The sequence below is a fragment of the Xanthomonas sp. NCPPB 1754 genome (assembly GCF_041475725.2).
In the GTDB taxonomy this organism is placed as follows: domain Bacteria; phylum Pseudomonadota; class Gammaproteobacteria; order Xanthomonadales; family Xanthomonadaceae; genus Xanthomonas; species Xanthomonas euvesicatoria.
Genome location: NZ_CM192982.1, coordinates 4,008,812 through 4,034,118 on the forward strand (window position 1 = coordinate 4,008,812; position 25,307 = coordinate 4,034,118).

General features: G+C 66.5%; 17 protein-coding genes and 1 pseudogene. 8 read left to right on the plus strand and 10 right to left on the minus strand.

What is annotated here, in order from left to right:
• Window positions 1-165: 165 nt before the first annotated feature.
• Entirely contained in the window at window positions 166-1,035 is an 870-nt protein-coding gene (locus ACCQ15_RS17255) for a hypothetical protein (RefSeq protein WP_039418572.1), read from the plus strand.
• A gap of 154 nt (window positions 1,036-1,189) precedes the next feature.
• Here ACCQ15_RS17255 and ACCQ15_RS17260 read toward each other — a convergent pair whose 3' ends face one another.
• The gene (locus tag ACCQ15_RS17260; protein ID WP_029820243.1) at window positions 1,190-1,756 is read right to left on the minus strand and encodes a DUF924 family protein; all 567 of its coding nucleotides are present in this window, start codon (window positions 1,754-1,756) and stop codon (window positions 1,190-1,192) included.
• Window positions 1,757-1,889: 133 nt separating this feature from the next.
• Between ACCQ15_RS17260 and ACCQ15_RS17265 the strand changes: the two genes are divergently transcribed.
• From ACCQ15_RS17265 to ACCQ15_RS17280, 4 genes are all read left to right on the plus strand, one after another.
• Window positions 1,890-3,299: an amidohydrolase gene (locus ACCQ15_RS17265; protein WP_014091036.1), complete on the plus strand. Its 1,410-nt coding sequence runs from the start codon at window positions 1,890-1,892 to the stop codon at window positions 3,297-3,299.
• The gene (locus tag ACCQ15_RS17270; RefSeq protein ID WP_372359128.1) at window positions 3,296-4,576 is read left to right on the plus strand and encodes an amidohydrolase family protein; all 1,281 of its coding nucleotides are present in this window, start codon (window positions 3,296-3,298) and stop codon (window positions 4,574-4,576) included. The genes ACCQ15_RS17265 and ACCQ15_RS17270 overlap by 4 nt, the downstream gene beginning before the upstream one ends.
• Before the next feature lie 301 nt (window positions 4,577-4,877).
• Window positions 4,878-5,204 (plus strand): hypothetical protein, encoded by a 327-nt coding sequence (locus tag ACCQ15_RS17275; protein WP_014091038.1) that lies wholly within the window; start codon window positions 4,878-4,880, stop codon window positions 5,202-5,204.
• A 365-nt stretch (window positions 5,205-5,569) separates the two neighbouring features.
• Window positions 5,570-7,171 carry a rhamnogalacturonan lyase B N-terminal domain-containing protein gene (locus ACCQ15_RS17280; protein ID WP_372380836.1) on the plus strand — a complete coding sequence of 534 codons (1,602 nt, stop codon included), beginning with the start codon at window positions 5,570-5,572 and terminating at the stop codon, window positions 7,169-7,171.
• Window positions 7,172-7,557: 386 nt separating this feature from the next.
• Here ACCQ15_RS17280 and ACCQ15_RS17285 read toward each other — a convergent pair.
• A pseudogene (locus ACCQ15_RS17285) lies at window positions 7,558-8,373 on the minus strand (GH12 family glycosyl hydrolase domain-containing protein).
• 479 nt (window positions 8,374-8,852) lie between these two features.
• On the opposite strand from ACCQ15_RS17285, the gene ACCQ15_RS17290 reads away from it, so the two are divergent.
• On the plus strand, window positions 8,853-9,797 hold the full coding sequence (locus ACCQ15_RS17290; RefSeq protein ID WP_218493002.1) for a DegV family protein: 945 nt from the start codon (window positions 8,853-8,855) through the stop codon (window positions 9,795-9,797).
• Between the two features lie 207 nt (window positions 9,798-10,004).
• On the opposite strand, the gene def is transcribed toward ACCQ15_RS17290, so the two are convergent.
• Both def and arsC read right to left on the minus strand, forming a co-directional pair.
• Window positions 10,005-10,520 carry a peptide deformylase gene (gene def / locus ACCQ15_RS17295; RefSeq protein ID WP_008573775.1) on the minus strand — a complete coding sequence of 172 codons (516 nt, stop codon included), beginning with the start codon at window positions 10,518-10,520 and terminating at the stop codon, window positions 10,005-10,007.
• Between the two features lie 335 nt (window positions 10,521-10,855).
• Entirely contained in the window at window positions 10,856-11,278 is a 423-nt protein-coding gene (arsC, locus tag ACCQ15_RS17300; protein WP_011348560.1) for an arsenate reductase (glutaredoxin), read from the minus strand.
• 350 nt (window positions 11,279-11,628) lie between these two features.
• On the opposite strand from arsC, the gene ACCQ15_RS17305 reads away from it, so the two are divergent.
• Window positions 11,629-12,054 carry a post-PEP-CTERM-1 domain-containing protein gene (locus ACCQ15_RS17305; RefSeq protein WP_109290715.1) on the plus strand — a complete coding sequence of 142 codons (426 nt, stop codon included), beginning with the start codon at window positions 11,629-11,631 and terminating at the stop codon, window positions 12,052-12,054.
• The gene (locus ACCQ15_RS17310; protein WP_372380838.1) at window positions 12,047-13,705 is read left to right on the plus strand and encodes a PA domain-containing protein; all 1,659 of its coding nucleotides are present in this window, start codon (window positions 12,047-12,049) and stop codon (window positions 13,703-13,705) included. The genes ACCQ15_RS17305 and ACCQ15_RS17310 overlap by 8 nt, the downstream gene beginning before the upstream one ends.
• A gap of 232 nt (window positions 13,706-13,937) precedes the next feature.
• On the opposite strand, the gene ACCQ15_RS17315 is transcribed toward ACCQ15_RS17310, so the two are convergent.
• The 6 genes from ACCQ15_RS17315 to bcsD all read right to left on the minus strand — a co-directional run bounded on the left by ACCQ15_RS17315 (window position 13,938) and on the right by bcsD (window position 25,185).
• Entirely contained in the window at window positions 13,938-18,467 is a 4,530-nt protein-coding gene (locus ACCQ15_RS17315) for a cellulose biosynthesis protein BcsC (protein ID WP_372380839.1), read from the minus strand.
• Window positions 18,449-19,630, minus strand: coding sequence for a cellulose synthase complex periplasmic endoglucanase BcsZ (gene bcsZ / locus ACCQ15_RS17320; RefSeq protein ID WP_372380840.1), 1,182 nt, complete (start codon window positions 19,628-19,630; stop codon window positions 18,449-18,451). Before bcsZ ends, ACCQ15_RS17315 begins: the two co-directional genes overlap by 19 nt.
• A complete protein-coding gene (gene bcsB, locus ACCQ15_RS17325) occupies window positions 19,627-21,951 on the minus strand; it encodes a cellulose biosynthesis cyclic di-GMP-binding regulatory protein BcsB (RefSeq protein WP_057682122.1) in 2,325 nt (774 codons plus the stop codon). Before bcsB ends, bcsZ begins: the two co-directional genes overlap by 4 nt.
• A 44-nt stretch (window positions 21,952-21,995) precedes the next feature.
• Window positions 21,996-24,140 carry a UDP-forming cellulose synthase catalytic subunit gene (bcsA, locus tag ACCQ15_RS17330; protein WP_055026843.1) on the minus strand — a complete coding sequence of 715 codons (2,145 nt, stop codon included), beginning with the start codon at window positions 24,138-24,140 and terminating at the stop codon, window positions 21,996-21,998.
• An 84-nt stretch (window positions 24,141-24,224) separates the two neighbouring features.
• A complete protein-coding gene (locus ACCQ15_RS17335) occupies window positions 24,225-24,701 on the minus strand; it encodes a hypothetical protein (protein WP_011348568.1) in 477 nt (158 codons plus the stop codon).
• Window positions 24,702-24,729: 28 nt separating this feature from the next.
• Window positions 24,730-25,185, minus strand: coding sequence for a cellulose biosynthesis protein BcsD (gene bcsD, locus ACCQ15_RS17340; protein WP_008573758.1), 456 nt, complete (start codon window positions 25,183-25,185; stop codon window positions 24,730-24,732).
• Window positions 25,186-25,307: the final 122 nt, after the last annotated feature.

Consider the following 25,307-nt stretch of genomic DNA (forward strand, 5'->3'; position numbering starts at 1 on the left):
TGCCGCTCGCCGGTCATGCGTCCTGGGTAGACTGCTGCGCTTGCGACAACCGCGTGACCGCGGTTCGCCAAGAGGCAACCTAGGCCGGCGCACCTCAGACCGAAACGGGCGCTCCCTGGAGCGCCCGTTTTTTCATGGATCACCCTGCACAAGGACATCGCTGCAATGCATACCCGCCTGCTCTCTGTCGCCCTGGCCGCGCTGCTGCCGTTGGCCACCCACGCCGCCGAACCGTCGCGCGCGGTGCTACTGGTCCAGACCTACGACAACCAGCCGACCGACGATCCGCTGGAATACATCCCGGTCTGGCTCGGCGAGGGTATCGCCAGGGAATCGACCCTGCCCGAGGCGCTGCTGGGCCAGCCGTTGCGGGTCTTCAACGCAGGCGTTTCCACCGGCAACGTGCGGCTTGCGGCACTGACGGTAGACGACAACAGCATGTGCGGCGGCACCGCGAAGCTGCGCATCAAGGGCAACCCCACGCTGTCCGACTCGCCGCTGCTGTCGACCGTGGATGTGAATCCCGGCAAGCGCTTTGCCGGCCGCGCAGCCACCGCCAGCGAACAGGCCGAGCTGTTTGCACAGGTCAACAACACCGCGCCGCTGCGCAAGCGCGTCAAGCCGGCAGCCCTGGCGCAGGCGCTGGCCGCGTTCGATGCCGATCGCGCGCAGGATCTGGCGGCGCTGCAGATCGTCACCGATACGCAGCAACCGCAGCGACGCGTGGCGATCCTGACCTCCAACCATCCCATCGAGACCGGCAACCCGGACAACCCCACCGGCGTGCTCGTCGTCCTTGCGATCTTCGAGCATGACGGCAGCCGTTGGCAGTTCCGCAAGGGTCACGCTGCCAGCGGCTGCGACGATTGCGAAGACCTGCCGCTGCGCACGCATCTGCTGCAGTTCGGGGATATCGACGGCAACGGCACGCTCGATTTCGTGCTGGCCGAAAGCGGCTACGAAAGTTACGGGTTTTCTCTGCTGCTCGGCGAAGGCGCCAGCTGGCGGTCGGAAGCATTGCCGGGCGGCTGCTGATCGGTGTTGACTGCTTGCACGCTGCCCGGTGCGGCATGCGCAGGGCGGCATCTTCTGCGTTGCGATGCCCACCCGTGCCCGGCTGCAGCAGCGTCGTTACCCACGCTGCACGGCAGACCTCGATCATCGGCATGCAGATCGCCGATGCAGGTCTTCAACCGGCAAATCCACCCTCATCCAGAAACTGCTGCTCTTCTGCCGTGGTCTCACGTCCCAGCACCGCATTGCGGTGCGGGAACCGGCCAAAGCGCTCAATGATGCGCTGATGCTCCAGCGCCCAGTGGGTGGTCTGTGCATCGCCCAGTGCAGTGATCAGCTGCACCGCGCGCGCCTGCTCATCGGCGTGTTCGGCATGCTCGAAGGGCAGATAGAAAAACAGACGCAGTTGCGCCGACACCTGTTGATCGAAGCCGCTGGCGAGCGCCTGTTTGGCGTACCGCAGTGCCAGGCCATCGGTGGCATAGGCATGCGCACTGCCGCGAAACGCATTGCGTGGAAATTGATCCAGCAGGATCAGCAAGGCCAGTGCATCTTCGGCGCGTGCCATCCACTGCGCGTACTCACCCCGTGCGGCGGCAAAATGCTGCTCGCTGAAGTGTTGGCGAAAATTGGCATCGAAGGCGTCGTTGTGCGTGAACCAGCGCGCCGCGCCGGCAAGCTCCCAGAAAGCCAACACCACATCGGCCTGCTTGTTGCGCTCTGTTTTGGCAATCATCGGCACATCCCCTGACGAATTCGGCATAGCATGCACGGGTGCATGTGATGAGCCCGCCGCTCTCGACCTCCAGCACTTGGCAAGCACGCCGCCGACGACTAGGTTGGCGGCTGACGTTTTCGTGTTACCGGGGAAATCCATGCGTTCCATCCTGTTCGCCGCGCTGGGCGCGGCGGTGCTGTGCGGGCCTGCGTCTGCGGCATCGGCCGCATCGCGCTTCGTGCAAGATCCCTACCCCAGCACCTATCGCGCGCTCGCGTCCGCTCCGGTGCTGATCCAGCACGCCACCGTGCTCACCGGCACCGGCGAGCGGCTGGACGATGCCGACGTGTTGCTGCGCGACGGCAAGGTGGCTGCGGTGGGCAAGGCGCTCCAGGCGCCCGCTGAAGTGCGCCGTATCGACGGCACCGGCAAGTGGGTGACGCCCGGCATCATCGATGTGCACTCGCATCTGGGCGTGTATCCCAGCCCGGGCGTCAGCGCGCATAGCGACGGCAACGAGATGACCGCGCCGGTGACGCCCAACGTGTGGGCCGAGCATTCGATCTGGCCGCAGGATCCCGGCTTCGGCACTGCGCTGGCCGGCGGCATCACCTCGCTGCAGGTGTTGCCGGGCTCGGCCAATCTGATCGGCGGGCGCGGCGTCACGCTCAAGAACGTTGCTTCCACCACCTACCAGGGCATGAAATTCCCCGGTGCACCATGGGGCCTGAAGATGGCCTGCGGCGAAAACCCCAAACGCGTGTACGGCCAGAAAGGTGGCCCCGGCACGCGCATGGGCAACGTGGCCGGTTACCGCGCTGCGTTCATCGACGCGGCCGAGTATCTGCAGAAGAACGCGCCGAAAAAGAAAACCGCCAAAAAGCGCCATTGGTGGAGCCGCGGCGGCGACAACGACAGCAGTGGCGATGCCGGCGGCAAGCGCGATCTCAAGCTCGACACACTGGCCGGTGCCATCAACGGCGACATCCGCGTGCACATCCACTGCTACCGCGCCGATGAGATGGCGACGATGCTGGATCTGTCCAAGGAATTCGGCTTCCACATCGCCGCCTTCCATCACGGCGTGGAGGCCTACAAGCTGGCCGACCGCCTGGCGCAGGACAACGTCTGCGGCGCGCTGTGGGCCGACTGGTGGGGCTTCAAGATGGAAGCCTTCGACGGCATCCAGGAAAACATCGCACTGGTCGATCGCCCGGCCAACAGCTGCGCCATCGTGCATTCGGATTCGGAAGAAGGCATCCAGCGGCTCAACCAGGAGGCCGCCAAGGTGATCGCCAACGCGCGCCGCAGTGGCATGGAGATCCCGCCGGAGCGCGCCATCCGCTGGCTCACCAGCAATGCCGCCAAGGCGCTCGGGATCGAGCAGCAGACCGGCGCACTGGAGCCGGGCAAGATGGGCGATGTGGTGGTCTGGAACGGCAACCCTTTCAGTTCGTATGCGCTGGCCGAGCAGGTGTATATCGACGGCGCGCAGGTCTACGACCGGCACAACCGCGCACTGCAGCCGGTGTCGGACTTCATGCTCGGCCAGGAGGTGGCACGATGAGCCGCGTCACGCACATGCCCCCGCGGTTGCGCGCGATCGCGGCATTGGTGATGGCCACGCTGGCATTGCCGGCCTTCGCGCAGCAGGTGCTGATTCGCGGCGCCACCGTGCACACTGCCACCGCGCAAGGCACCCTGCAGAACACCGACGTGCTGGTGCAGGGCGGCGTGATTCGCGCCATCGGCCGCAACCTGGCAGTACCCACCGACGGCCGCGTGGTCGAAGCAAACGGCCGCCCACTGACGCCGGCCTTGTTCGGCGGCATCACCGAAATCGGTGTCGAAGAAGTCTCCGGCGAAGAAAGCACCGTGGACAGCGGCGTCAAGCTGGCCGATCAACCGATGCGCCCGGAATTCGACGTCACCCTGGCCTACAACCCCGATTCGGTGCTGGTGCCGGTGGCGCGCGTGGAGGGCATCGGCTTCACCGCGTTGGGGGCGACCACCAGTGGCGCCTTCATCGCTGGCCAGGGCGGCATCGTGCGGCTGGATGGCAGCCCGGATCCGGCCGGCCCGCACGCCTTGTTTCTTCGCATCGGAGCGGCGGCGTCCGATCTCACCGGCAGCTCGCGCGCCGCGCAATGGATGTTGCTGGATCAACTGGTTGCCGAAGCACGCGGGCGTATCCCGGCCGATTCGCCGCATGCATTACTGACCCCGGTTGGACGCGGTGTACTGGCAAACTACCTGGCCGGCCAGGGGCGCATCGTGGTGCAGGTGGAACGCGCAGCCGACATCCGCCAGCTGTTGCGCTGGGCGCAGCGCGAAAAGGTGCGCATTGCCATTGCCGGCGGCGCCGAAGCCTGGAAGCTTGCGCCGCAACTGGCGCAGGCCAAGGTCCCGGTGTTGGTCGACGCGCTGGCGGACCTGCCATCGACCTTCGACCAGATTGGCGCGACGCTGGAAAACGCCGCACGTCTGCGCGCTGCCGGCGTGGAGGTCAGCTTTACCCAAAACGGCGATGCCTCGCACAACGCACGCAAACTGCGCCAGCTCGCCGGCAATGCGGTCGCCAATGGCTTGCCATGGGAAGCCGGCCTGGCCGGCCTGACCCGTGTGCCGGCAGACATCTTCGGCGTGGGCGATCGCATCGGCAGCATTGCGATCGGCAAGCAGGCCGACCTGGTGCTGTGGGAAGGCGACCCGCTGGATGTGGCGCATTATGCCGAGCAGGTCTGGCTGGGCGGCCGCGACATGCCGATGCGATCGCGCCAGAGCGAGCTGCGCGACCGCTACATGCAGCAGGCCGGCCCGCTGCCGCGCGCCTATCTGAAGTAAGCGTGCGGTGGGTTGCTCAAGCGCCACCTGAGCATGGTCTTTCATCGTTGGTGTGCCGGCACAGCGGGTACCGGCGCACCGCTTCACCGCTTCGCTGCTGTGCACAGGTGATGTGCTGTCATGGCGTCCTGCCGCATCTTGCTGGCGGCCTTCGCTGTTGTGATGTTTCCCATTAGGCCTATCGCATGTTTTCGGTTTCGCTCCTGATAGCGCTTGGCCGCCTTGGCGTCTTGCCACTGCATATGCCGCGTGCCCATCTCGCCGTTGCACGGCCGTGAGCTCGCTCTTCCACGGTAGCGGCTTGCGTTCGATCGATCGGGCGGTATTGCGCCAGGCACCTGCCAATCTGCAGCGCGGGATGGAAGCGGTGGGCGGGCGTCTGATTCTCACCGCCGATGCGCTGCTGTTTCAGCCGCACGCGTTCAATGTACAGCGCCAGACGCTGAGCCTGCCCTTGCCGCAGATCGTGGCGATTCAGTCCTGCTGGACACGCCTGTTCGGCCTGCTGCCGATCGCGCCGACATCGCTGGCAGTGCGGCTGGAGGACGGAAAGCGATACCGCTTCGTGATCGGCAAGCGCACGCAATGGATGGCGGACATCGCCTCGGCGCGGGATGCCCTGCGCTGAGCCGTGCAAGGACGCCGGTGCGTCGCAGAGGCAGCTGGCAAGGCGACTGCGTCACCGCCAAGCCGGAGGCGGCCGCCGAGCCGTGCGGCATGTCCCGCTCGTGCAGCGCGGTGGCCGTGCGCCGTCCACGACAACCGACAACCGACAAAGGCTCTCGAGGTTTTGGTAGCCTCTCCATGGCCGATGCCGGAACTGCGTATTGCAGTTGCCCACTGCGGCGACAGTCAGCGATGCCCGCAGGTAACCAACGACGCCACCCTTGATCGCTGGAATTTCGAACAGTGCGTACATTCTCTGTCTTCGGTACTGGCCTAGCATCGCGCGCACGCATCGCCACCATGCCTTGCTTCCGACAGCTCACCCGCATGCCTCGCAATCTTCGACATTACTTCGCCTGCGCACTGCTGCTCTATGCCGGCATCAGCGCACCTGCACTGGCCGACTTCGGGATCAGCCGCAGCGGCAACCGCGTGATCGTCGACAGCGGCGCCGAGCTGGTGTTTGCGGTCGATGCCCGAAATGGCGACATCGTGTCGATGCGCTATCGCGACAACGAACTGCAGACCACCGAATCGAAGGGCTCGCACATCGCTTCGGGGTTGGGCAGTGCCAGTGTGGATGCACGCATCGTTGGCGGGACGATCGTGGTGTCGGCCAAGGCCGGCGACTTGGTCCAGTACTACATCGCACGCAAGGGCCGCAATGCGATCTACATGGCCACCGATGCGCCCACCTTGCTGCCAGTGGGCGAATTGCGCTTCGTCGCCCGCTTGAACGTGTCCAAGTTGCCCAATGCGCAGCAGGAGCCCGATTCCAATGTCGGCAGAGCGATCGAAAGTGAGGATGTCTTTCTATTGCCGGATGGGCGCACCAGTTCCAAGTTCTATTCAGCACGTCGAATGATGGACGACCAGGTGCATGGCGTCAGTGGCCCTGGCGTTGCCGTGTTCATGCTGATGGGCAACCGCGAGCACAGCGCGGGCGGCCCGTTTTTCAAGGACATTGCGACGCAAAAAACCAGCCTGACGCATGAGCTCTATAACTACATGTATTCCGATCACACCCAGACCGAAGCCTTTCGCGGCGGCCTGCACGGGGTATACGGGCTGCTGTTCACCGATGGAAGCTTGCCGTCGAGTGCGCAGCTGGACACCGCGTTCGTCGATGCCACGCTGGGCCTGAGCGGTTATTTGCCGGCAAGCGGGCGCGGCACCGTGAGTGGGCACGTCGGCGGCGTGCTGCCGGGCCAGCCGGCCGTCATCGGCCTGCGCAACGCGCAGGCGCAGTACTGGGCCACCGCCGACGGCAGCGGGAACTACCAGGTGACGGGTGTTCGCCCGGGCAGCTATCGCATGACGCTCTACCAAAACGAACTGGAGCTCGCACAACGCAACATCGAGGTTTCTGCCGGTGCCACTGCGCACGCCGCACTGCAGGCGGTCGTTTTGCCGGGCACGGTGAAGTGGCAGATCGGCATTCCCGACGGCACGCCGGTGGGGTTCAGCGACGCGGACCTGCTGCCGCGGGCGCACCCTTCCGATGCGCGCATGCACTGGTCTGCGGTGACCTACACCGTGGGATCGAGCAGCGTGAGCAGCTTTCCGGCAGTGCAGTGGCGCGGCATCAACACCCCGAGCCGGATCGACTTCACCCTGCCCGCCAACGAGGTGCGCGGCTATCACCTGCGTCTTTTCGTGCCGTTGGCACAGGGCGGCGCACGTCCGCAGATCAGCGTGAACGCACGCTGGAACGGCCCGCTGCCTGCCGCGCCCACGCAACCAAAGACACGCGGCATCACGCGCGGCACTGCGCGCGGCAACAATACCCTTTACGAAGTGGACATCCCTGCCTCGGCCTTGCAGGCCGGCAACAACCGCATCGAGATCGGCATTGCCTCCGGCTCCCCGGATAACGGCTACCTCAGCCCGGCAATCGTGTTCGACAGCATCCAGCTGGTGGCGTTATAGCAACGTCCGAACACACGATTCGCGCAGTGGCCAGGCACGCGCGGCTGGTAGGTGGCGTCGGCATGCAGCGCTCAACCGTTCCGATGTTCTTCGGGCCGGCACTGCCCGCGTAGCGGCGCGTTGTTCGCCGCTCCAGATGTGCGCGCCAGCGCATCCGCGGCCACGCGCGGCGCAGGCGCAGTGATCCATGCACATCGCTCACGTGAGCTCATCCGAAATCCGATATCGAGGCGACAGGCGCCACACACCGCACGTGGCTGTCACATGCGCAGCGCTGCGCCGCCAGCCGCTCGAACAATGCACAGGCGGCGACTTGTCCAACGTTGAAAAAACCTGCGTGCGTGCCGACCGATACCGCCGACACGCACGATACAGCGGGGCTGCGCTTACTTCGCATCCAAGGTCGCGCTGACCTTGGCCCATCCATTGCCGCGTACCACTTCAAAGCCCGCTTCGGCCGCATGCAGGTACATGCTGTTGCTGTAGCGGCCATCCTTGGCGCGGTTGTTCTGCAGCCAGGTCAGGAACGGCTTGGCATCCACGTTGAGGCTGCCGCTGGTCTTCAGCGTCGGCTGGCCGGCGGTCCCGGTCGGGATGAAGGTGTAGACGTAATAGCCGGCGCCGGAATTGAAGCCTTCCCACAGATCGAAAGTGCGCCCGCCCGCGGTGATGACCTTGGTCGCGGTCACGGTGCCGACCGGCCAGGAATTGTGGTCGCCCCAGATCATCACTTCCAGCTGCGGATTGCCCTTGGCGGTGTCCCAGCGAAAGAAGATGTCGTAAGCAAAATCACCGGCCAGATTGGTGCCGCCTGCGCTGTAATTGAATTTGAATGGCAGCGAGCTGATCGAGGAGATCTGCTTGGGGAACAGCGTGTCGGTGGTCGGATTCTAGTTGTAATGCCAGCCGCGCACGATCGCAGGATAGCCGTAGAGGTTGTAGTCGGCGAAGTTGAAGGTGGCCGTCAGCTCCGGCGTACTGCCGGTGCCGAACGTGCCCTGGATGATGTTGTTGGGATCGTTGAAATTGTTCACCCACGCATAGTGGTTGCCAAAGATCTTGTACGGGCCGGCGAGCGCCGCCGGGGCGATTGCGACCAGACCGAAAGCAAGCGCCGCGGTCCACCAGCGCGAGGCGCGCCGCCGCGTGGTCGGCGCCTGGGCGCACGTCTGGACAAGGGAGCTGGATGGGCAGTTGTGCATGGTGACTCTCCGTATGATTCAGCGCGGCGGCGCTGGTGCAGCGTCGTCGGGACCTGCCGTGCGGCAGTCGGGTCGGACCGTAGCAGCGGCGCCACGCGGGGAGCTATAACGATTCCGGCGGCGCCACCCGGCCAAGCGCGATAGCGGGCGCCACCTTGCACTTGGAGCGTGCGCTGGCTAGCACTTAGGTCACCGGACACGGGCGTAGCGGCGGGTTTCGCGCCAAAGACGCCCGCGCGTGGGGCGGTAAATGGTGCACAGCCACATACGCATCGCCCGTGTCCGCACGTGCCGGCGGCGTCGCTTGCGCGTGCAATGCCTTTCAACGCAGTGCGGCGTCGCTGCCACCGGCCTGCATCAGTCCGGTCGCCATCCGCGCGATCGGCGCCCGCAACACGCTCCACCTCAGGCCTACGCGGCGGAGCCGTTTTGCGATAGCGTTCGCACTACAGACAACGCAACAGCCGGAGGGGGCGACGATGCGTATCGGAATCGTGGTGGACAGCGCGTGCGATCTGCCGCAGGACTTCATCCAACATCACAACATCATCGTACTGCCGATCAGCGTGCGTATCGGCGAGGCCGTGCTGGCCGATCATCGCGACGAGGAAGCCACGCTGAGCTTTTTGCAGGCGCATGTGGCCGAGCGCGGGCACGAAGCGGAAACCACGCCGTTTTCGGTCAACCAGATCCGCGATCTGTTCCTGCAACAACTGGTCATCGACTACGACCATGTGTTCTGCCTGACCATTTCCAAACTCCGCAGCCAGATCTTCGACAATGCGATGCAGGCCAGCTTCGCGATCCTCAACGACTACAAGCCGATCCGGCAGGCCGCAGGCCACACCTCGCCGTTCGCGCTACGGGTGATCGACACGCTCAACCTGTTCGCCGGCCAGGGCATCACCGCCGTGGAAGCAGTCCGCCTGCGCGACCAGGGCCAGAGCGTGGCGGCCATCCGTACCCGCCTGGAACAGCTGGCCGAGCACACCTATGGCTACATGATTCCACGCGATCTCTATTACCTGCGCGCACGTGCACGCACCAAGGGCGATCGCAGCGTCGGCCTGATCGGCGCCGCGCTCGGCAGCGCGCTGGACATCAAGCCGGTGCTGCGCGCCTACCGCGGCGTTACCGAGCCAGTGGCCAAGCTCAAGGGTTTCGAACCTTCGGCCGAAAAGCTGTTCGGCTTCACCGTGCGCAAGATTCGCGACGGCCTGATGACGCCAACGGTGTGCGTGGGCTACGGCGGCGAGCTGGCCGAGCTGCATGCCCTGCCCGGCTATGCCGCACTGCAGGGCGCCTGCCAAACCCACGGCGTGGAACTGCTGGAAAGCGTGATGAGCCTGACCGGCATGGTCAACGTCGGCAAGGGCGCCTTGGCAGTCGGATTTGCTGCCGAGCCACACGCGTTTTCGGCCTGAGGCATGGGCGGGGGTGCGATGCGCTCACCAGACACGCCGTCATCCATCACGCGAGTCGATTGCTACGTTGATGCCGCCAACGGTGCCGCAATGCCGAGGCACCGCGCCAGGCAGCGTGCTGATGATTGCCTTGAATGCGGCGCAGTCCAGGACGTGGCTGCCGTCCATGGCGGCAGCCACGCCGCATTGGACACAACGAAGGACCTGCTACAGGTCGTAAGACAACACGTCTTCGAAACCGAATGTGTCGAAATTTTCGATGCGCGAGGGATACAGGCGACCGACCAGATGGTCGTATTCGTGTTGCACCACGCGTGCGTGGAAACCTTCGGCATCGCGCTCGATCGGAGTGCCGTCGGGTGCGAAGCCGCGGTAGCGAATGAAGCGATAGCGTGGAATGACTGCGCGCAGGCCGGGAATCGACAGGCAGCCTTCCCAGCCGTTTTCCATTTCTTCCGACAGCGGTTCGATCTGCGCGTTGGCCAGGGCCGTGCGCGGCACTGCGGGCGCTTCCGGATAGCGCTCGCTGGCGTCGAAACCGAACACCATCAATTGCAGATCCACCGCGATCTGCGGTGCTGCCAGACCGACGCCACGCGCAGCGTCCATGGTTTCGAACATATCGGCCACCAGCGTGTGCAACTCGGCGCTGCCCAGGTTGCTGACCGGTGGCGCCACGCGTAGCAGGCGCTTGTCGCCCATGCGGATAATTTCGCGAATCATGCGGGTGCTCCTGACGATCGTGGCGTGGATTCTAGGGCCACTGCCGCCCGGCAGCGAACAGGCGCCTGGCGGTGCAATGGTCCGCAGGCGCTGCAGTGTACGAGCGGTCGCTGCCGCGGGCTGTGCATGACGGCACCGGGCAACGCTCGCGCCAGCGCACGGTGCACGCAGCCGGCCTGCTGTGCCGCGCTCAGCAGGTGTCGTGCATGCGCAAGTGGGCGTGCAGCCGGCTTGTTCATCGCGCCGTGAATAGGCGCACTGCATCTATCGCCAGCGCTGCGGCCAGCGTGATGGCGCAACACCGGCTTGGCGCCGGTTGAACCGGCTCAAACATGTCAGCGGCCAATGCGTTGACCGGCCTCGTCCAGCACGCGTTCGCCGTCTTCCTTGATGAAGCCGTGCGTGGCCGGCGGCAACAGGTCGAGCACCAATTCGGAGGGGCGGCACAGGCGCGTGCCGCGCGTGGTCTGGACGAATGGGCGGTTGATCAGGATCGGATGGGCGAGCATTGCGCTCAACAACGCCGCATCGTCCAGGGTGGGATCGTCCAGTCCCAGTTCCAGATAGGGCGTGCCTTTCTGGCGCATGGCCTGGCGGACCGTGATGCCGGCAGCGGCGATGAGCGCCTGCAGCGTCTGGCGGCTTGGCGGATGCTGCAGGTAATCGACAATCTGCGGTTCGATGCCGGTGTGGCGGATCAGGGCAAGGGTATTGCGGGAGGTTCCGCAACCGGGATTGTGGTAGATGACGGCGTGCATGGTGGCCTGGCGCCGGGTTGGCTGGTGGCTGGTGGCTGGCGGCGCCGGCAACGGATGACCGAACGACGCCCAGACCGGCCAGTGTACGAGTGGCGCCCGGGCGTGCCGAGCGCTGGCCACGACGTGCGCAGGCGCCTTGGCGACGATGCCTGGGGTGAACTCCCAGACTGCAACCCTGCCGATAACTTTTTCAGGTTGCCGCTTCGCATTCGACGGCGAATGTGTCAAAAGATTGACACGAATCACGGATTCATGATTCAGTCATGAACAGACTGAAATGGAAGGATTCTCCCGAGCGCCGGTGTCAGCACGGCGTTTTTTTCCCTGTTGGACCCAAGGAAACCCCAACGATGATGAGCTTTCGCAAGCCCGGATGGATGCTGTCCGGTGTGTTGTGTGTCGCATGCCTGCCGGCGATCGCTGCAGCGCAGGAAGCAGCTACCAGCAGTTCCAAGGTCGGTATCGACCCTGCCACCGGCAAATTGCGCCCGCTGACCGACGCCGAGAGCGCGGCGCTGGATCAGCAGGCGGCTGCAGCGGCCTCCGCAGCACGCGGCAGCGCCGCACGCAGCTCGGTTCCGCAGACCGAAGCGGCCGCGCGCGCGACCGAGCGGCGCCTGCCCAATGGCACCGTGGCGCGCAAGTTGCCGGCCACCCAAATGAGTTCGCTGACGGCAACCCGCCAGGCCGATGGACGCATCGTCATCGAACACAGCGACGACGCCGACACCACCCAACCCACCCACGCCGAGCACGGAGCGCTGCCGCATGAATAAGCCCTTGTTGCTGTTGTCCCTGGCCGTGGCGGCCGCATTGGCACCGCTGCACGCCCGGGCAGCCAATGTCACGCTGATCAATGGCGATGCCGGCACCGTGGTCGGTTTGAACGACCCGACCGCTGCCGCACCACTGGGCGGCAACCCGGGCCGCACGATCGGCGAGCAACGCCGCATCGCATACCAGTACGCCATGGACCTGTGGGGCGCGGTGCTGCAGAGCAATGTCGAGATCAAGGTGTATGCCTCGTTCGCACGGCTGACCTGTACCGCCACCGGCGGCACGCTGGGCCAGGCCGGCCCGAACTGGATCGTCAACAACTTCCCCGGCGCCAAGGCCGATACGCTGTATCCGTCCGCGCTGGGCGATGCGATCGCCGGGCAGGACCTGGTGCCGGATCCGGCCGATCCGGCCGACGTGTTCTCGCAGTTCAACGGCGACCTGGGCAAGGACGATTGCCTGGCCGGTTCGGGCTGGTATCTGGGCCTGGACGGCAAGACGCCCGAAGGCCAGATCAACTTCCTCAACGTGGTGATGCATGAGATCGGCCACGGTCTGGGCGCGGCGGGCTTTCTCAACAAGACCACCGGCGTGCTGGGCTCGGGCAGCGGCCTGACCGACGTCTACACCTCGCAGGCCTACGACAACGTCCAGAACAAGCGCTTCGACGACCCGACCATGACCAACGCCCTGCGTGCCGAAGCGATGCGCACACCCGGCCGTACGGTATGGGCCGGGACGCGCGTGAACCGCGAGGCGGCGCTGATCCTGGATCCGCGCACGCTGCTGCGCGTCACCGCACCGGCCAGCGCTGCGGGCAAGTTCGAAGTGGGCTTTGCCAGCTTCGGCCCGCTGGCCACCGCGGCCAATTTCCCGGCGCGTTCGGTGGTGACGGTCAATGACGGCGTGGCGGCCGCATCGGCCAGCGATGGCTGCGAAACCCCGTTCGTCAATGCGGCCGATGTGGCCGGCAAGGTGGCGCTGATCGACCGCGGCACCTGCGCCTTCGCGATCAAGGTGAAGAATGCGCAGCTCAACGGCGCGGTGGGCGTGATCGTCGCCAACAACGCGGCCGGTGTACAGACGATGGGCAACGCAGCACCGCCGATCACCGACATCACCATCCCCGCCATCATGGTCTCGCAGGCCGACGGCGCGCGCCTGAAGGGCAGCACTGCGGTGGTTGCGGCGCTGTACGAAGATCCGCAACTGCTGCAGGGCACCGACAGCGCAGGCCGCACGCGGCTGTACTCGCCCAGCGTGGTGGCCGGTGGTTCGACGTTCTCGCACTTCGATACCGATCTGCAGCCCAATGCCTTGATGGAACCGTTCGACACGCCGGAGGTGCAGGCGCACGTGAACATCGACCTGACCCCGGCGCTGTTTGCCGACATCGGTTGGACCTTGAACACCAGGCCGGCCAAGTTGGGCACCTGCAACACCCTGGTCCCGACGGTGGAAACCGGCGGCCTGATTCCAGGTGCGAACGTGTCTGCCGAAAGCAGCCTGTGCAAGACGCAGAACGCCGGCAACCGCCTGGGTTACCTGACCTGCATGGACGAACACGCGCGCGAGCTGCAGAGCCAGGGCGTGATCAGCCGCGTGCAACAGGCAGCGGTCTTCGTGTGCGCCACCAAGGTGCGTCCGTAAGCGCCGAACGTGTGATGGGATGCAATGCGAACGGCGCCGGAAGGCGCCGTTCGTTTATCTGCTGCCGCGTTGTGGCGCGCAGGCCAGGCGGTCCCTGCAGCGTGGCGGCGATGCACACCATGTCGCAGGCGAGCATGCGGACCCATGCACGCGCGTCATCCCGTCGCCTGCGTGCATCCGCTGCAGCCCCTGCTGCGCACCTTCGGGGCGAGGCACCAGGTTTGCCGTCACCTCAATGCTCCGCCGCATACGGCGAGGTCAGCACCTGCGGTGCACGCCCCAGCGCAGCACCCAGGCGATCCATCACGAAACGCAGGTAAAGGTTGCTGCTGAACTGGTTGTAGTCGCGTGCATTGTTGAAGGTCAGCCGCCCGCCCAGAAACAGCTGCGGCGCCACCTGCCATTCGGCCGCGCCACTGAGGTTGTAGGACACGCCGGTGCGGCTTTCGCCCGCATACACCGGGTCGGTGTAGCGATTGACCAGACCGAGCAGCGCGGCCAGCGACGCGGCGTCGTAGGCGGCCTGTTGCAAGGTCGGGTCGGTAGGGAAATACGGCGAGGCCTCGGTGCTGAAATGCTGCACACCGACGCTGGCGTCGACCTTCCAGTTCACCGTCTGCCCGGCCGTGCGCCCGCTCCAGTGCACCGGGAACCCCAGGTCCACATAGTCCTGCGGGCTGAAGTAGCCACCGTGCCCGTAAGTGAAGCCGCTGAGATTCTTGTCGTACTGCATGGTGGTCAGATTGACGCCGGCGGTGAGCGATTGATGCTCGGTCTCCAAGGCATGCACGTAGAAGCCCAGGTCGACCTGGCGATGGTCGTTGTCGGCCACGTGGTTGCCCTGCAGGCGGTGCGCGGCAAGGTTGGCGTAGCCGCCGAGCAGGCCGTTGTCGGCAGTGGCCGACAGCGAAAGACCGGTGCTGGTCACACCGCCCCATTCGCGCCCGCTGCGCGCGTCCTGCGCACCGGCAAACGACAGCACGCTATCGGTGACTGCACGCCGCGAGGCCTCGGCCGACCAGCTGACGGTGTCACCGAGCTCGCCGCGATAGCCCACGCCACCGATGAGGTTCTGCTCCTGGAACCCGATCGGCGTACTGCCCACGTCGGCACTGAAACCGCCATTGCGATACCGCACGCCGACGCCCACGCCGGTGTCGTCCTGGCTGAGCCGGCGGCTGCCGTTGCCGCTGGCGGCCATGGCATTGAGCGTGTCGGCCAGGCCGGTCGGCGTCTGCTGCGCGGCGGCTGTGCTGCCGGCCAACGCGCGCAATGCGGCAGCATCGCCTGCACCCAGCTGTTCGCTGAGCGCGGCATTGCCCAGGATGTCGCGTGCCAGCTGCGCAATCGGCGTGGTGGAGGCGTTGATGCTGAGCAGGTAGGCCGGCAGCGGCTCGTTGGCCAGCGCCGCCAGCGCGGCGGCATTGCTGTTGTTGTGCTCCACCAGCAGTGCATTGAACAGGCCGGTATTCAAGCTGTACCGGCGCAGGCGTTCGCGCGTGGCGGCGGTATCGCCTTCGGTGGCGAGCAGCTGATACACCGGCGAATCGACCAGCGTGTCGATCGGGCCACGGTTTGCGGCCAGCGCATCGCCGATGGCGCTTTGCGGGCCGGTGCCGAAGCGGCTGGCGGTGGCGTAGTCGGTGCCGAGCGTGCCGGCATCCACCACGGTCGGTGTCAGCGTGACGCCGAGCTTGCCCTCGCCGACTGCGAATTCGGCCTGCACCGGCATTTCGATGTCGTCCAGACGGCCCAGGCCGTCTTCGCCGTCGCGTGCGCGATACAGCGCGCCGCCGGCAAGGCCGTCGCTGTTTTCCGCCTGCACGGCGCGCAGTTCGTCGAGCACGCTGTTGCCGCTGCTGCGCGCAGGCAGTGCTTGCGCGAGGTTGCTGCGCGGCTGCAGATCGCTGCCCGACACAGGCGGCAGCGTGCCATGCGAGGAAGCGCGCAAGCGGCTGCCGGGCGCAGGCAACGTGGAAAGCACGGTGCTGGCGCGCACCGGTTGTGGCAACGCGTCGCTCCTGATGTCGGCGGCAGCATTGGCGGGTGCGGCAGGCGCGACAGGTGCGGCGCTGGGCTGCATGGCGAGCGGCGCGATGTATGCAGCAGGCGCGGTTGCGACATCGGTGTAGGCGCTGCCGGCGTCCATGCGTTCGGACAGCACCGCCGGCGCACGCGGCATGGCGCCGGTCATGCCGGAGAATGGGTTGAGCGGGCGACCGGATGCGGCGACGGCAGCCGGGCCACGTGCAGACGCCAGGCCATTGTCGAGCTGCCCGGCCTGACGTTGCTGCGCGGCCAGCGCTGCACGGAAATACTGCTCGGCCTTGCGGTTCTTGCCGGCACTGCGGTACACGCGGCCGGCGGCCGCGAGCACCTCCGGCGACTCCGGTGCCTGCGCCAACGCGCGTTGCAGATAGCTCTCTGCATTGCGCAGGTCCGATTGCGCGGCGGCGCTGTTGGCGGCAGCGGTGAGCGTGTCCAGATCGCTGGGCTGACGTTGCAGGAGCTGCTGGTAGATCGCCAGCGCCTGGCGGTGCTCGCCGGCGGCCGCGTACAACCGCGCGAGCGCGGCCTGTGCATCGCGGTTGTCCGGCTGCTGGGCCAGTATTGGCGACAACGCGTCGTAGGCGCCTTCCAGATTGCCGAGCTCACGCAATGCATCCACCTGCCGCAGCGTGTAGGCGCTGCGCAGGCCTTGGTAGCGGCGCAGCTGCTCCGGGGTCAGGGTGGTGGCCTGCAGCTGACGCAACACCGCCGAGAGCTCGGCGTCCTGATGCGCGCGCAGCAGCACGCTGGCGTATTGCAGGCGGTCTTCGGTGCGCGGGTTGGCGCCGGTGACCAGCCGCTGGGCCAGCACCAGCGCGCGCTGGGTGTTGCCGGCGTCGGCATGCGCGCCGGCCAGGGCGGCCAGCAGTTGCGGATCGTCGAGCTGATTGCCCAGCGCCGTTTCGGTACGCGCCAGCAACTGCTGCGCCTCGCCCACCCGGCCCTGCGCAACCAGCTGCCGCGCCTGACGCGCCTGCAATTCGATCCAGGCGGTGGCGCGCAGCTGGGCCATCGCCGGCGTGCGTGCCGCCGATGGAATGCGGTCCAGACTGTCGTAGGCGTCCTGCCAGTCGCCGCTTTCCTGCGCCAGCAGCGCATTGGCGTGCAGCGCCTCGGGTTGGTCGCCATGGACGGCGAGCAGGCCGTCCATCACGCTGCGCGCCTGATCCGGGCGGCCAGCCTGCTGGTACAGGCGCGCCAGGTCGAGACGGATCCAGGCATCGCCGGGGCGTTCGACCATGGCCGCTTCCAGTTCGGTTTGCGCGCTGACCGCATCGCCGCCATCCAGAAACTGACGCGCACGGGCGCGCTGCACGTTGGAGCGCAGCAAGGCTTGGCCACCGGACTTGGCGCGCTCGGCCGCCGGCAGCCGGTCGAACAAGGCGCTGGCTTCCTGCAGGCGGCCCTGGCGGCTGTACAGCCCGACCAGGCCCTGCAACGCGCCGGCATTGTCGGCCTCGCGCGACAAGGCTTTGCGATAGCTGGCTTCGGCAGCAACCGGGTCGCCGGCGGCCTGCACGTCGCCCAGCGCCACGTGTCCGGCCGGCTCGTTGGGCAGCAGCTGCACCGCCTGCTCTACCAGCTGGCGCGCCTGCGCCAGATCGCCGCGCGCGCGCGCCGCTTCGGCCTGCTGCAGCTGCTGCCAGTAACGGGCACTCTCCAGCGCGCTTTTCCATTTGCCGTTGCTGGCCGCGGCCGGTCGCAGCAGTTCCTGCGCCTCGGCAAAACGCTGCTGACGCAGACGTACCGAGCCCAGGCCGCCGAGCGCTTCGGGGTCGCGCGCACGTGCACGCAAGACCTGGGTAAAGCGTTGTTCGGCGGCGCTCAGATTGTTGGCGCTCAACGCGCGAAAGCCTTCGCCCAGCAGCACGCCGTTGGGATCGGCCGGCGTGGCCGCGGCAGTGCGTTGCGCGCGCAGCTGGCCGAGTTTGGCGGCCACTTCGGCATCGTTCGGGGTACCGGCAAGAAACGCTTGGTACAGCGGCGCATCGGCCATGCCGGCGTTGAGCCACAGCAGCGCCTGGCGCCAGCTGCTGCGTGCCGGCCCACCCACGTCCGCGCGCTGGGCAAGCGTGCGCAATTGCGCAATGCCGTCGCGGCGGGTGGGTTCGCGGTAACTGAGGACCTGCGCCAGCGCCAGCTGCACGGACGGATTGCCCGGGTCGCTGGATTGCAAGCGTCGCAGGCCGTCGCGGGCGCGCTCCCAACCGGTGGGGGTGCCGGCCAGCGATTGGTAGTACTCCAGCGCCAGGTTCGGCGGCGGCGACTTGCCGGCGAAGGCGGCTTCGTAACTGCGCGCCGCTTCCACATAGCGCCCGGCAGAGGCGGCACGACGTGCATTGCGCAGATTGGAATCTTCGCCCGCGTTGCTGCTACCGCGCGCGCCGATCGCCACGCGCAGGCGCTGCGCCTGCGGCGATTGCGGATGCGCGCCTTCGAGTTGCTGCAGCCGCTTGCGCGCTTCGGACTGGCGCCCCTGCGCCAGATCGATCTGGGCCAGGCCGAGCAATGCGTCGGGTTGGTCCGGGTCGATGCCGAGCAGCTTCTTCCAGGTATCGGCGGCCAGATCGTCGCGACCCTGGTCGTGCCAGTAATTGCCCTGCTCCACCAGCTGCTGGGCGGCACTGGTCTGCGCGTGCGCTGCCGGTGCGGCGAGCAGGCACAGCGCGAGCATTCCGGCGAGGTAGAACGGCTTCAGGTCGTTGCGGCACATGCAGGGGTTCTCCAGGCGGGCAACAGGCGCCCGTCTGCGGCGAAGCGGTAGCGGTTCTCAAGCCATCCCTGTCCGAACAGGGCCAGCGTGCGTTCGAAATACGGCAATGCAGCGGCGGCCGGTTGCGTGGCGGCGGGCACCCGCTGCGCCTGCGCCTTGAGCAGCGCGGGCTTGCCCAGTGCGCTCAGGTACGGCAGCAACGCCGCAGAAAATCCTACCGGCAGGGCGCCGGTGCCCACACCGCGCGCGGTGTCGATCTTTTCGGCCGGCGCCTGCTGCGCGGCGAGCAGGTCGGCCGGTCCGGACAGGTCCTTCAGCAATCGCGCGCGCAGCGGCTCGCCAGCGTCCAGCATGCCGGCCCACAGGTACACGCGGATGGCGTCGTAACTGCCGACATTGCCGCGCTTGGGATCGGCATTGAAGGTCTTGCCGTCCCACACCGTCCAATCCGGGGCAAACCCCACCGGCGCGCTGTCACGCAGCAGGCGCGCGCTGTTGGCGGCAATGGCAGCCCATGGGCCCTTGGGGTCGGCATTGGCGCAACGACGCAGCACCTGGATCGGCAGATAGCTGGGATTGAGCGTCCAGCGCCCGTTGTCGACGAAACCGGTGCGGCCCGGCAGCAGCATCGGGCCCAGCCCGGGCAGCGTGCCCACTTCCTGGGTGCGGATCAGCTGCAGCATCTGCTGGCCGGCCTTGAGGTAGCCCGGGCGGCTCCACAACCGTCCGGCTTCCAGCAGCGCATAGGCAATCCACAACTCGCCATCGCTGGCGGTGTTGGCGTCCAGCACGCGCCAGGCGCCGCTGCCATCGCGGCCCCACAGCCATGCCGGCAGGTTGAGATCCGGGCGGCCGCCGCACAGGTTGTGGCGGGTCCAGCTCAGCACCTTGTCGAACAGCACCTGGTCGTTGTTGACCAATGCGAAGAACAGCGCATACGACTGCCCTTCGGAGGTGGAGCGTTGATCGGGATTGAGAAAATCCACCACCCGCCCATCGGGCTGGATGTGCTTGTCGACGAAGGCGCTCCACAGCGGCCACGGCCCGCACTGGCTGGGCGCCGCCCGCGCGGCTGCCGGCAGCAGCGCGGCCACGCCGGCCAATGCGCCTGCATGCAGCAGGCGACGGCGCGTCATGCCACCGGTATGTGCGTGCGCGCTCATGCACCGCCACCGTCGTTGAGGCGCTCGGCGGTGTGCCTGCGCAGCAGCACGCGTGCGGCCAGGGCCAGCAACAACGCCAGCAGCACCACGGTAAGGGCCAGCCACACCGGGTGGTGCGAGAAATACCAGCGCAGCCAGGTCGGCAGCGGCAGATGCCCCACGTAATAGGCCTGGTTGCCGACCAGACTGGTGACTTTGTTCTGCTGCAGCACCACCACGCTGCCCTGGAAATCCTTGAGCAGGGTCGGGTCGAACCAGGCATCGAACAGGCGGCTCATGTTGGCCGGGTCTTCGGTCTGGAAGGCGACCACGCTGCGGCCGGCTGCCAGTGGCGACTCGAAGCCCATCAGCAGGACGTCGTCCGGCTGCGGCTGCAGGGCGATCTCGGCGGTGGTGGGCAGGTCGGTGCGGCGCGCATCGAAGGAGAGAAAGCGCGGCAATCGTTCGAACAGCCAGTCGGTCAGCGCAAAGCGGGTCGCCCGCCCGTCCTGGCCGATCGGCAGATGCGCGCGCCACTGCTTGAACAACGGTTGCGATTCGGCGCTACCGAGCAGCAACAGATCGCGGCCTGCATGCTGCTGCACTGCGCCGGCGCCGATGATCTGCGCATGCAGCGCCGGGTAACCGGTGGAAGCCCCGAAATGCCCGAGCAGGGTCAGCACATTGCTCAGGTCCTGATCGCCGGGATTGTTGGGCAGCACGATGGTGGATTCGGACAAGTCCGCCAGGCGCGTGAACGGGTAGCCGGCATTGGCGAACGCCGCCAGGTTCGGCATCGCCATGTAGTGGTGGAAGCCGCTCAGGTCGATGGTGGAATCGGCATCGATGGCACCGGACACATCCGGGAAGGTGTTCTTGCACGCTTCGCCCTGCGGGCGATCGAAGAAGAAATGGAAGCGCAGTTGGCTGTTGGCCGAAAACGCACCCACCGGCAGTGTCAGGTCCTGATGCACCGGCATGCTGCCGCGCGTCCCCAGGCTGTTCCACCAGCGCATCGGCGTGGATTGAGCGAATGGGCGACCGGTCAGCGGCAGCGTGGTCACGAACGATTCGTTGATGCTGACATTGAGCGCGGATTTGTTGTCCTGCTCCGGCAGCGTGTAGCGGTAGTTCAACGCAACCGGGATGCCGTCGCGTTCCCACACGAACAGGTCCGGCGGCAGTTGCAGGCCGACTCGGATCAGGTCGGGGTGATAGCCGGTGACGTTGAGCTGGCTGGGCTGGGTGACCAGATCGCCGAAGCGTACCGGACTCTCGCTCGACACCCAGTTGGGCGCGTCGTAGGGCCGCCGCGGCGCAGGCGCGCTGATGTCGCCGATGCGTGCCACCGCACCGGTCAACGGTGCGCGCAAGGCCAGCGCGGTGGCGGCACGCTGCAGGTCTTCGCTGTTGCGGCCGAGCACCAGCAGCAGCTTGCCGTTGCGATCGTTCGGGTTGGCCAGCACGGCCACGGTGGGGCCGCGGATGTCGGCCACGCCGCTGTCGGCGGTCGCAAATTGCGCGGGCAAGGTGCCGGGCGTAGCGAAGACGACCGCATTCCCGGACGCCGGCAAGGCCTCGGTGGAGGCCGGGAACACCGCGCCACGGTAGCCGGCCAGGCTACCGAACCACGAGGCCACCGTGCCGGCCGCCTGCAACGTGGCCGTGTCCGGGCGCTGCGGGAAATAAAACGGCAATTCCAGCCGGCGCGTGTCGCGTACATCGAAGAACGGCACCGGCAGCAACGCCAGATTGTTGGCCAAGGCCAGCGGCGTGGTGGTCAGCGACAGGCTGGTGGCCGCATCCACATTCGCCCACAGGCTGCTGTGGTCGGGATCTTCGCAATCGCGCGTGTAGTGGCCGATCAACTGCAGGTTGAGCTGGTTGTAATCGGTGACCAGGCGCGGGTCGATCGGCAGATCGGCCGAGAGCAACTTGCCGGCGTTGGCCTTGTCGGTGGGCAGCGTGGCCACGGTGACGCCGTTGATGGTGACCTTGAGGTGCGACAGGTCGGGCAACAGCGAGGGCGAGTAGCTGTATTTGAGATTCAACGTGGCCGCGGTGACGATCTCATCGCTGCGCACGCTGAAGGGCACGCCGGCGCTGCCCTGCACCCCGCGCAAGGTGATTTCGTAATCGATGCCCAGCTCGCGCAGTGTTGCCGCACGCGTGCTGCCGCCTGGCAACGGTGCCGCTGCGAAGGCGACGGGCACCTGCGCTGGGGTGACTGCCTGCATCTGGCTGCCTGCCTGCGCAGATGGCGTTGCAGGCATGGGCTGCGCCTGCGCCAGGCCTGCCAGCAAGGTCAACGCACAGCTCAACACAGCCGGGAACATCCGCATCAGCGGCATCTTGGTAAAGGAAAGGGAAACACCACGCATCACACTCACGACTCCAGATCCACCGGGCGCCTCGGACGAAAGCCCTGCCGCGCGCTGTCCACGATATGCCCGCCCAGTCGCCCGAATCCGCGTGCACTGGCTTCCAACACCTGGCCCATCGAGCGCCAGAACGCATCGCGGTCGTGCTGGCCCCACTGCGACAGCCAGATGTCGGCGCGCGCGAAGGTCGACGCCACCAGCCAGCGCTCCTGTTCCATCGACATCTGCGTGAACTGGATGCTGACCTGTCCATCGCGATCCTGGCGCACCACCGCCGGCAAGGTCTGCTCCACGCCACGGTGGCTCAGGCCGATCTGCACCGGCAGACCCGGCTCGATCGGCTGTGGCTGCGCGAGCGTGATCGCCATGCCGCCCGTGGAAAAATTCACCGAGCGACTCGGCAGCACACCGCCGTCGGGCAGATACAGGGTGACCGGCACATCCAGCGGCACACGGTGTGCGCTGCGCACCTGGCGCGTTTCGCTGGCGGTGGCAATCGTGGCGCCCAGCAGCACCATGTTGTAGAGCGTCCAGGCCAGGTTGAACCAGATGGTCTGCTGCTCGCCGCTGCCACCCACATAGATCAACCGCAGCACGCCAGCCACCACGCCCACCACGTTGAGCAACAACAGGAACAGATACGGCTTGGCGATCTGCGCGTCGAAATAGCTGCGCGACACCAACCCACCCTTGGGCGTGACGTTGAACTTGCCGAGTTTGGGATTGAGCAGGGCCACCAGCGTGGGACGGAAGATGTACCAGGCCAGCGTGGTTTCATAGACCTCGTTCCACAGCAGATGGCGGAAGCGGCTCTGCACGCGCAGGTTGGTCAGGTTGGCCTGCAGGATGTGCGGCAAGGCGTAGGCCAGGATCATCAACGCCGAGGCCTGGATCACGTGCGCGCCGAAAAACAGATAGGCCAGCGGCGCAGTCAGATAGATGATGCGCGGCAAACCATAGAAGAAGTGCAGCATCGCGTTGAGGTAGCACAGCCGCTGCGACAGTTTGAGCCCGCGCCCCAGCAAGGGGTTGTCGATGCGCGCGATCTGCGCCATGCCGCGCGCCCAGCGGATGCGCTGCGCCACGTGGCCGGACAAGCTTTCGGTGGCCAGACCCGCCGCCTGCGGCACGGCCAGGTAGGCGGTGCGGTAACCGCGGCGCTGCAGCTTGAGCGCGGTGTGCGCATCTTCGGTGACCGTTTCCACCGCCACGCCGCCCACTTCTTCCAGCGCGGTGCGCTTGATCACCGCACACGAGCCACAGAAGAACGTGGCATTCCACTGGTCGTTGCCATCCTGCAGCAGGCCGTAGAACAACTCGCCTTCGTTGGGCACCTTGCCATGCGTGTCCAGGTTGCGTTCGAACGGGTCCGGCGAAAAGAAATAGTGCGGCATCTGCACCAGTGCCAGCTTGGTGTCGTGCAGGAACCAGCCCATCGCCACCTGCAGAAAACTGCGGGTGGGAATGTGGTCGCAATCGAAGATGGCCACATAATCGCCACTGCACTTCTTCAACGCGGCATTGATGTTGCCGGCCTTGGCATGCGCGTTGTTGGTGCGGGTGACGTAGTTGATGCCGACCTCGGCGCAGAACGCGCGAAACTCGTCGCGACGGCCGTCGTCCAGCAAATGGATGGTGATCTTGCCGGCCGGCCAATCGATCACGCTGGCCGCCAGCACGGTGGTGCGCACCACCGACAGCGGCTCGTTGTAGGTCGGGATGAACACGTCCACGCTGGGCCACAGGCGCTGGTCGGCCGGCAACGGCACCGGCTTGCGGTTGAGCGGCCACAGCACCTGGAAATAGCCCAGCACCAGGATCACGAAGGCATACAGCTCGGCGCCAAGCAGGCCCAGGCCGAGGATGAAATCCACCGCGCTGCCCACGCCCATGGTCTGGGTCATGCGCCACCAGATGTAGCGGCACGACACCGCCAGCGACATCCCCATCATCATCAGGATGACCACCCGCCCGCCGCGGTTGCGCACCGCCAGCGCCACCGCGAACAACACGCCGGAAAACACCAGCTGCTGCGTCACATCCATCGGCACGGCCACCACGAACACCAGCAGCAACGCACCCAGCAACCACAGCGCCCAGGTCGCCAGCGTCGGCAGCGGTGATGCGCAATGGCGGTTGGCAGCGGTCATCAATCGTCCTTCAGGCATGGCGGCGTGCGGCACAACAAGCGACAAGCGCACCGGCGCCTGCAGCGGGAAACAACGGGCAACAGGTCAACGCGAGCGCAGGCGCTTGAGCGGGCTTTGCGCGCAGCTGCGCGCATCGGCCTGCAACAGGCGCTGGAACAAGCGCTCCAACGGCGTCTGCGCCGGCCGATCGGCCGGCTGCACGCCGCGCGGCGCAGGTTCGTCGAGCTGACGCAATTTGCGCAGCGGGGCGAGCGCATCCGGCACCGGGTCTGCTGCCGTCACGACGGGTTGCAGCGAGCGCTCTGGCGCCGGTACGGCGGCCGGCATGCCCAAGTTTGGCGTCGGCGCGGCAACCGCCACCGGCGGCTGCACGGCATCGGGCGCAACGGTGACCGGTTCGACCGCTACAGGCGCACCGGCCTGCGGCAGGCTGCAGGTGCGCGGCGACAGCTGGGTGTAGGCGAAATCGTGGTACCCCTGGCTGGCCGGCGTCCCCAAACGCGCGAACAGGCCCGACACATCGTCATGTTGGGGTGCGTCCTTGCCCTTCCTTGCTGTCATCACACTCTCCTTGCCCGATCAGACATGCTCATGCCGTGCGCGCCAACACAAGGCGGCGCAGATCGACGGTGTCGCTCGGCACGCTCTGCACCGCCAGACCCGCCAGCATCCCCAGTTGCTGAAACCACCCCTCGTAGACACCCTGCAAAAACCCATCGCTCCACGCGGCGCCATTCAGCGCGACGCTCAACGGCGCCCCCGCGTGCCGGATCTGCACATGGTCGGTGTATTCCTCCAACACGCACTGGCCCCAATCGCAGCGGTCCCAGACCGCATTGGCCGCGAGCTGCGCGTCGTCCAGCGTGGCGCACGGCGCAAGCCGCTGTTCGCGTGCGAAGCGCTGGCCGATTCGCGCCATCAACAGGGCCAGATCGTCCTCGGGCAACTCGGCGCCGAACTCCTCGGCCATCGCGCGCACAAACCCCAGCCATTGCCGGGAGCAACTGCGCGTGCGGTATAGCGGCAGCGGGTCGAGTGCGCTCATTCAACAGACTTCGCAAGGAAAAAGGGCCGTCACATGCGACGCATGCACCCGATGTGATGCATGTGTGATGACATGTTAGCGGCCGCCATCCTCGAATCGAGAGCTGCGTCTCACTTTTTTCG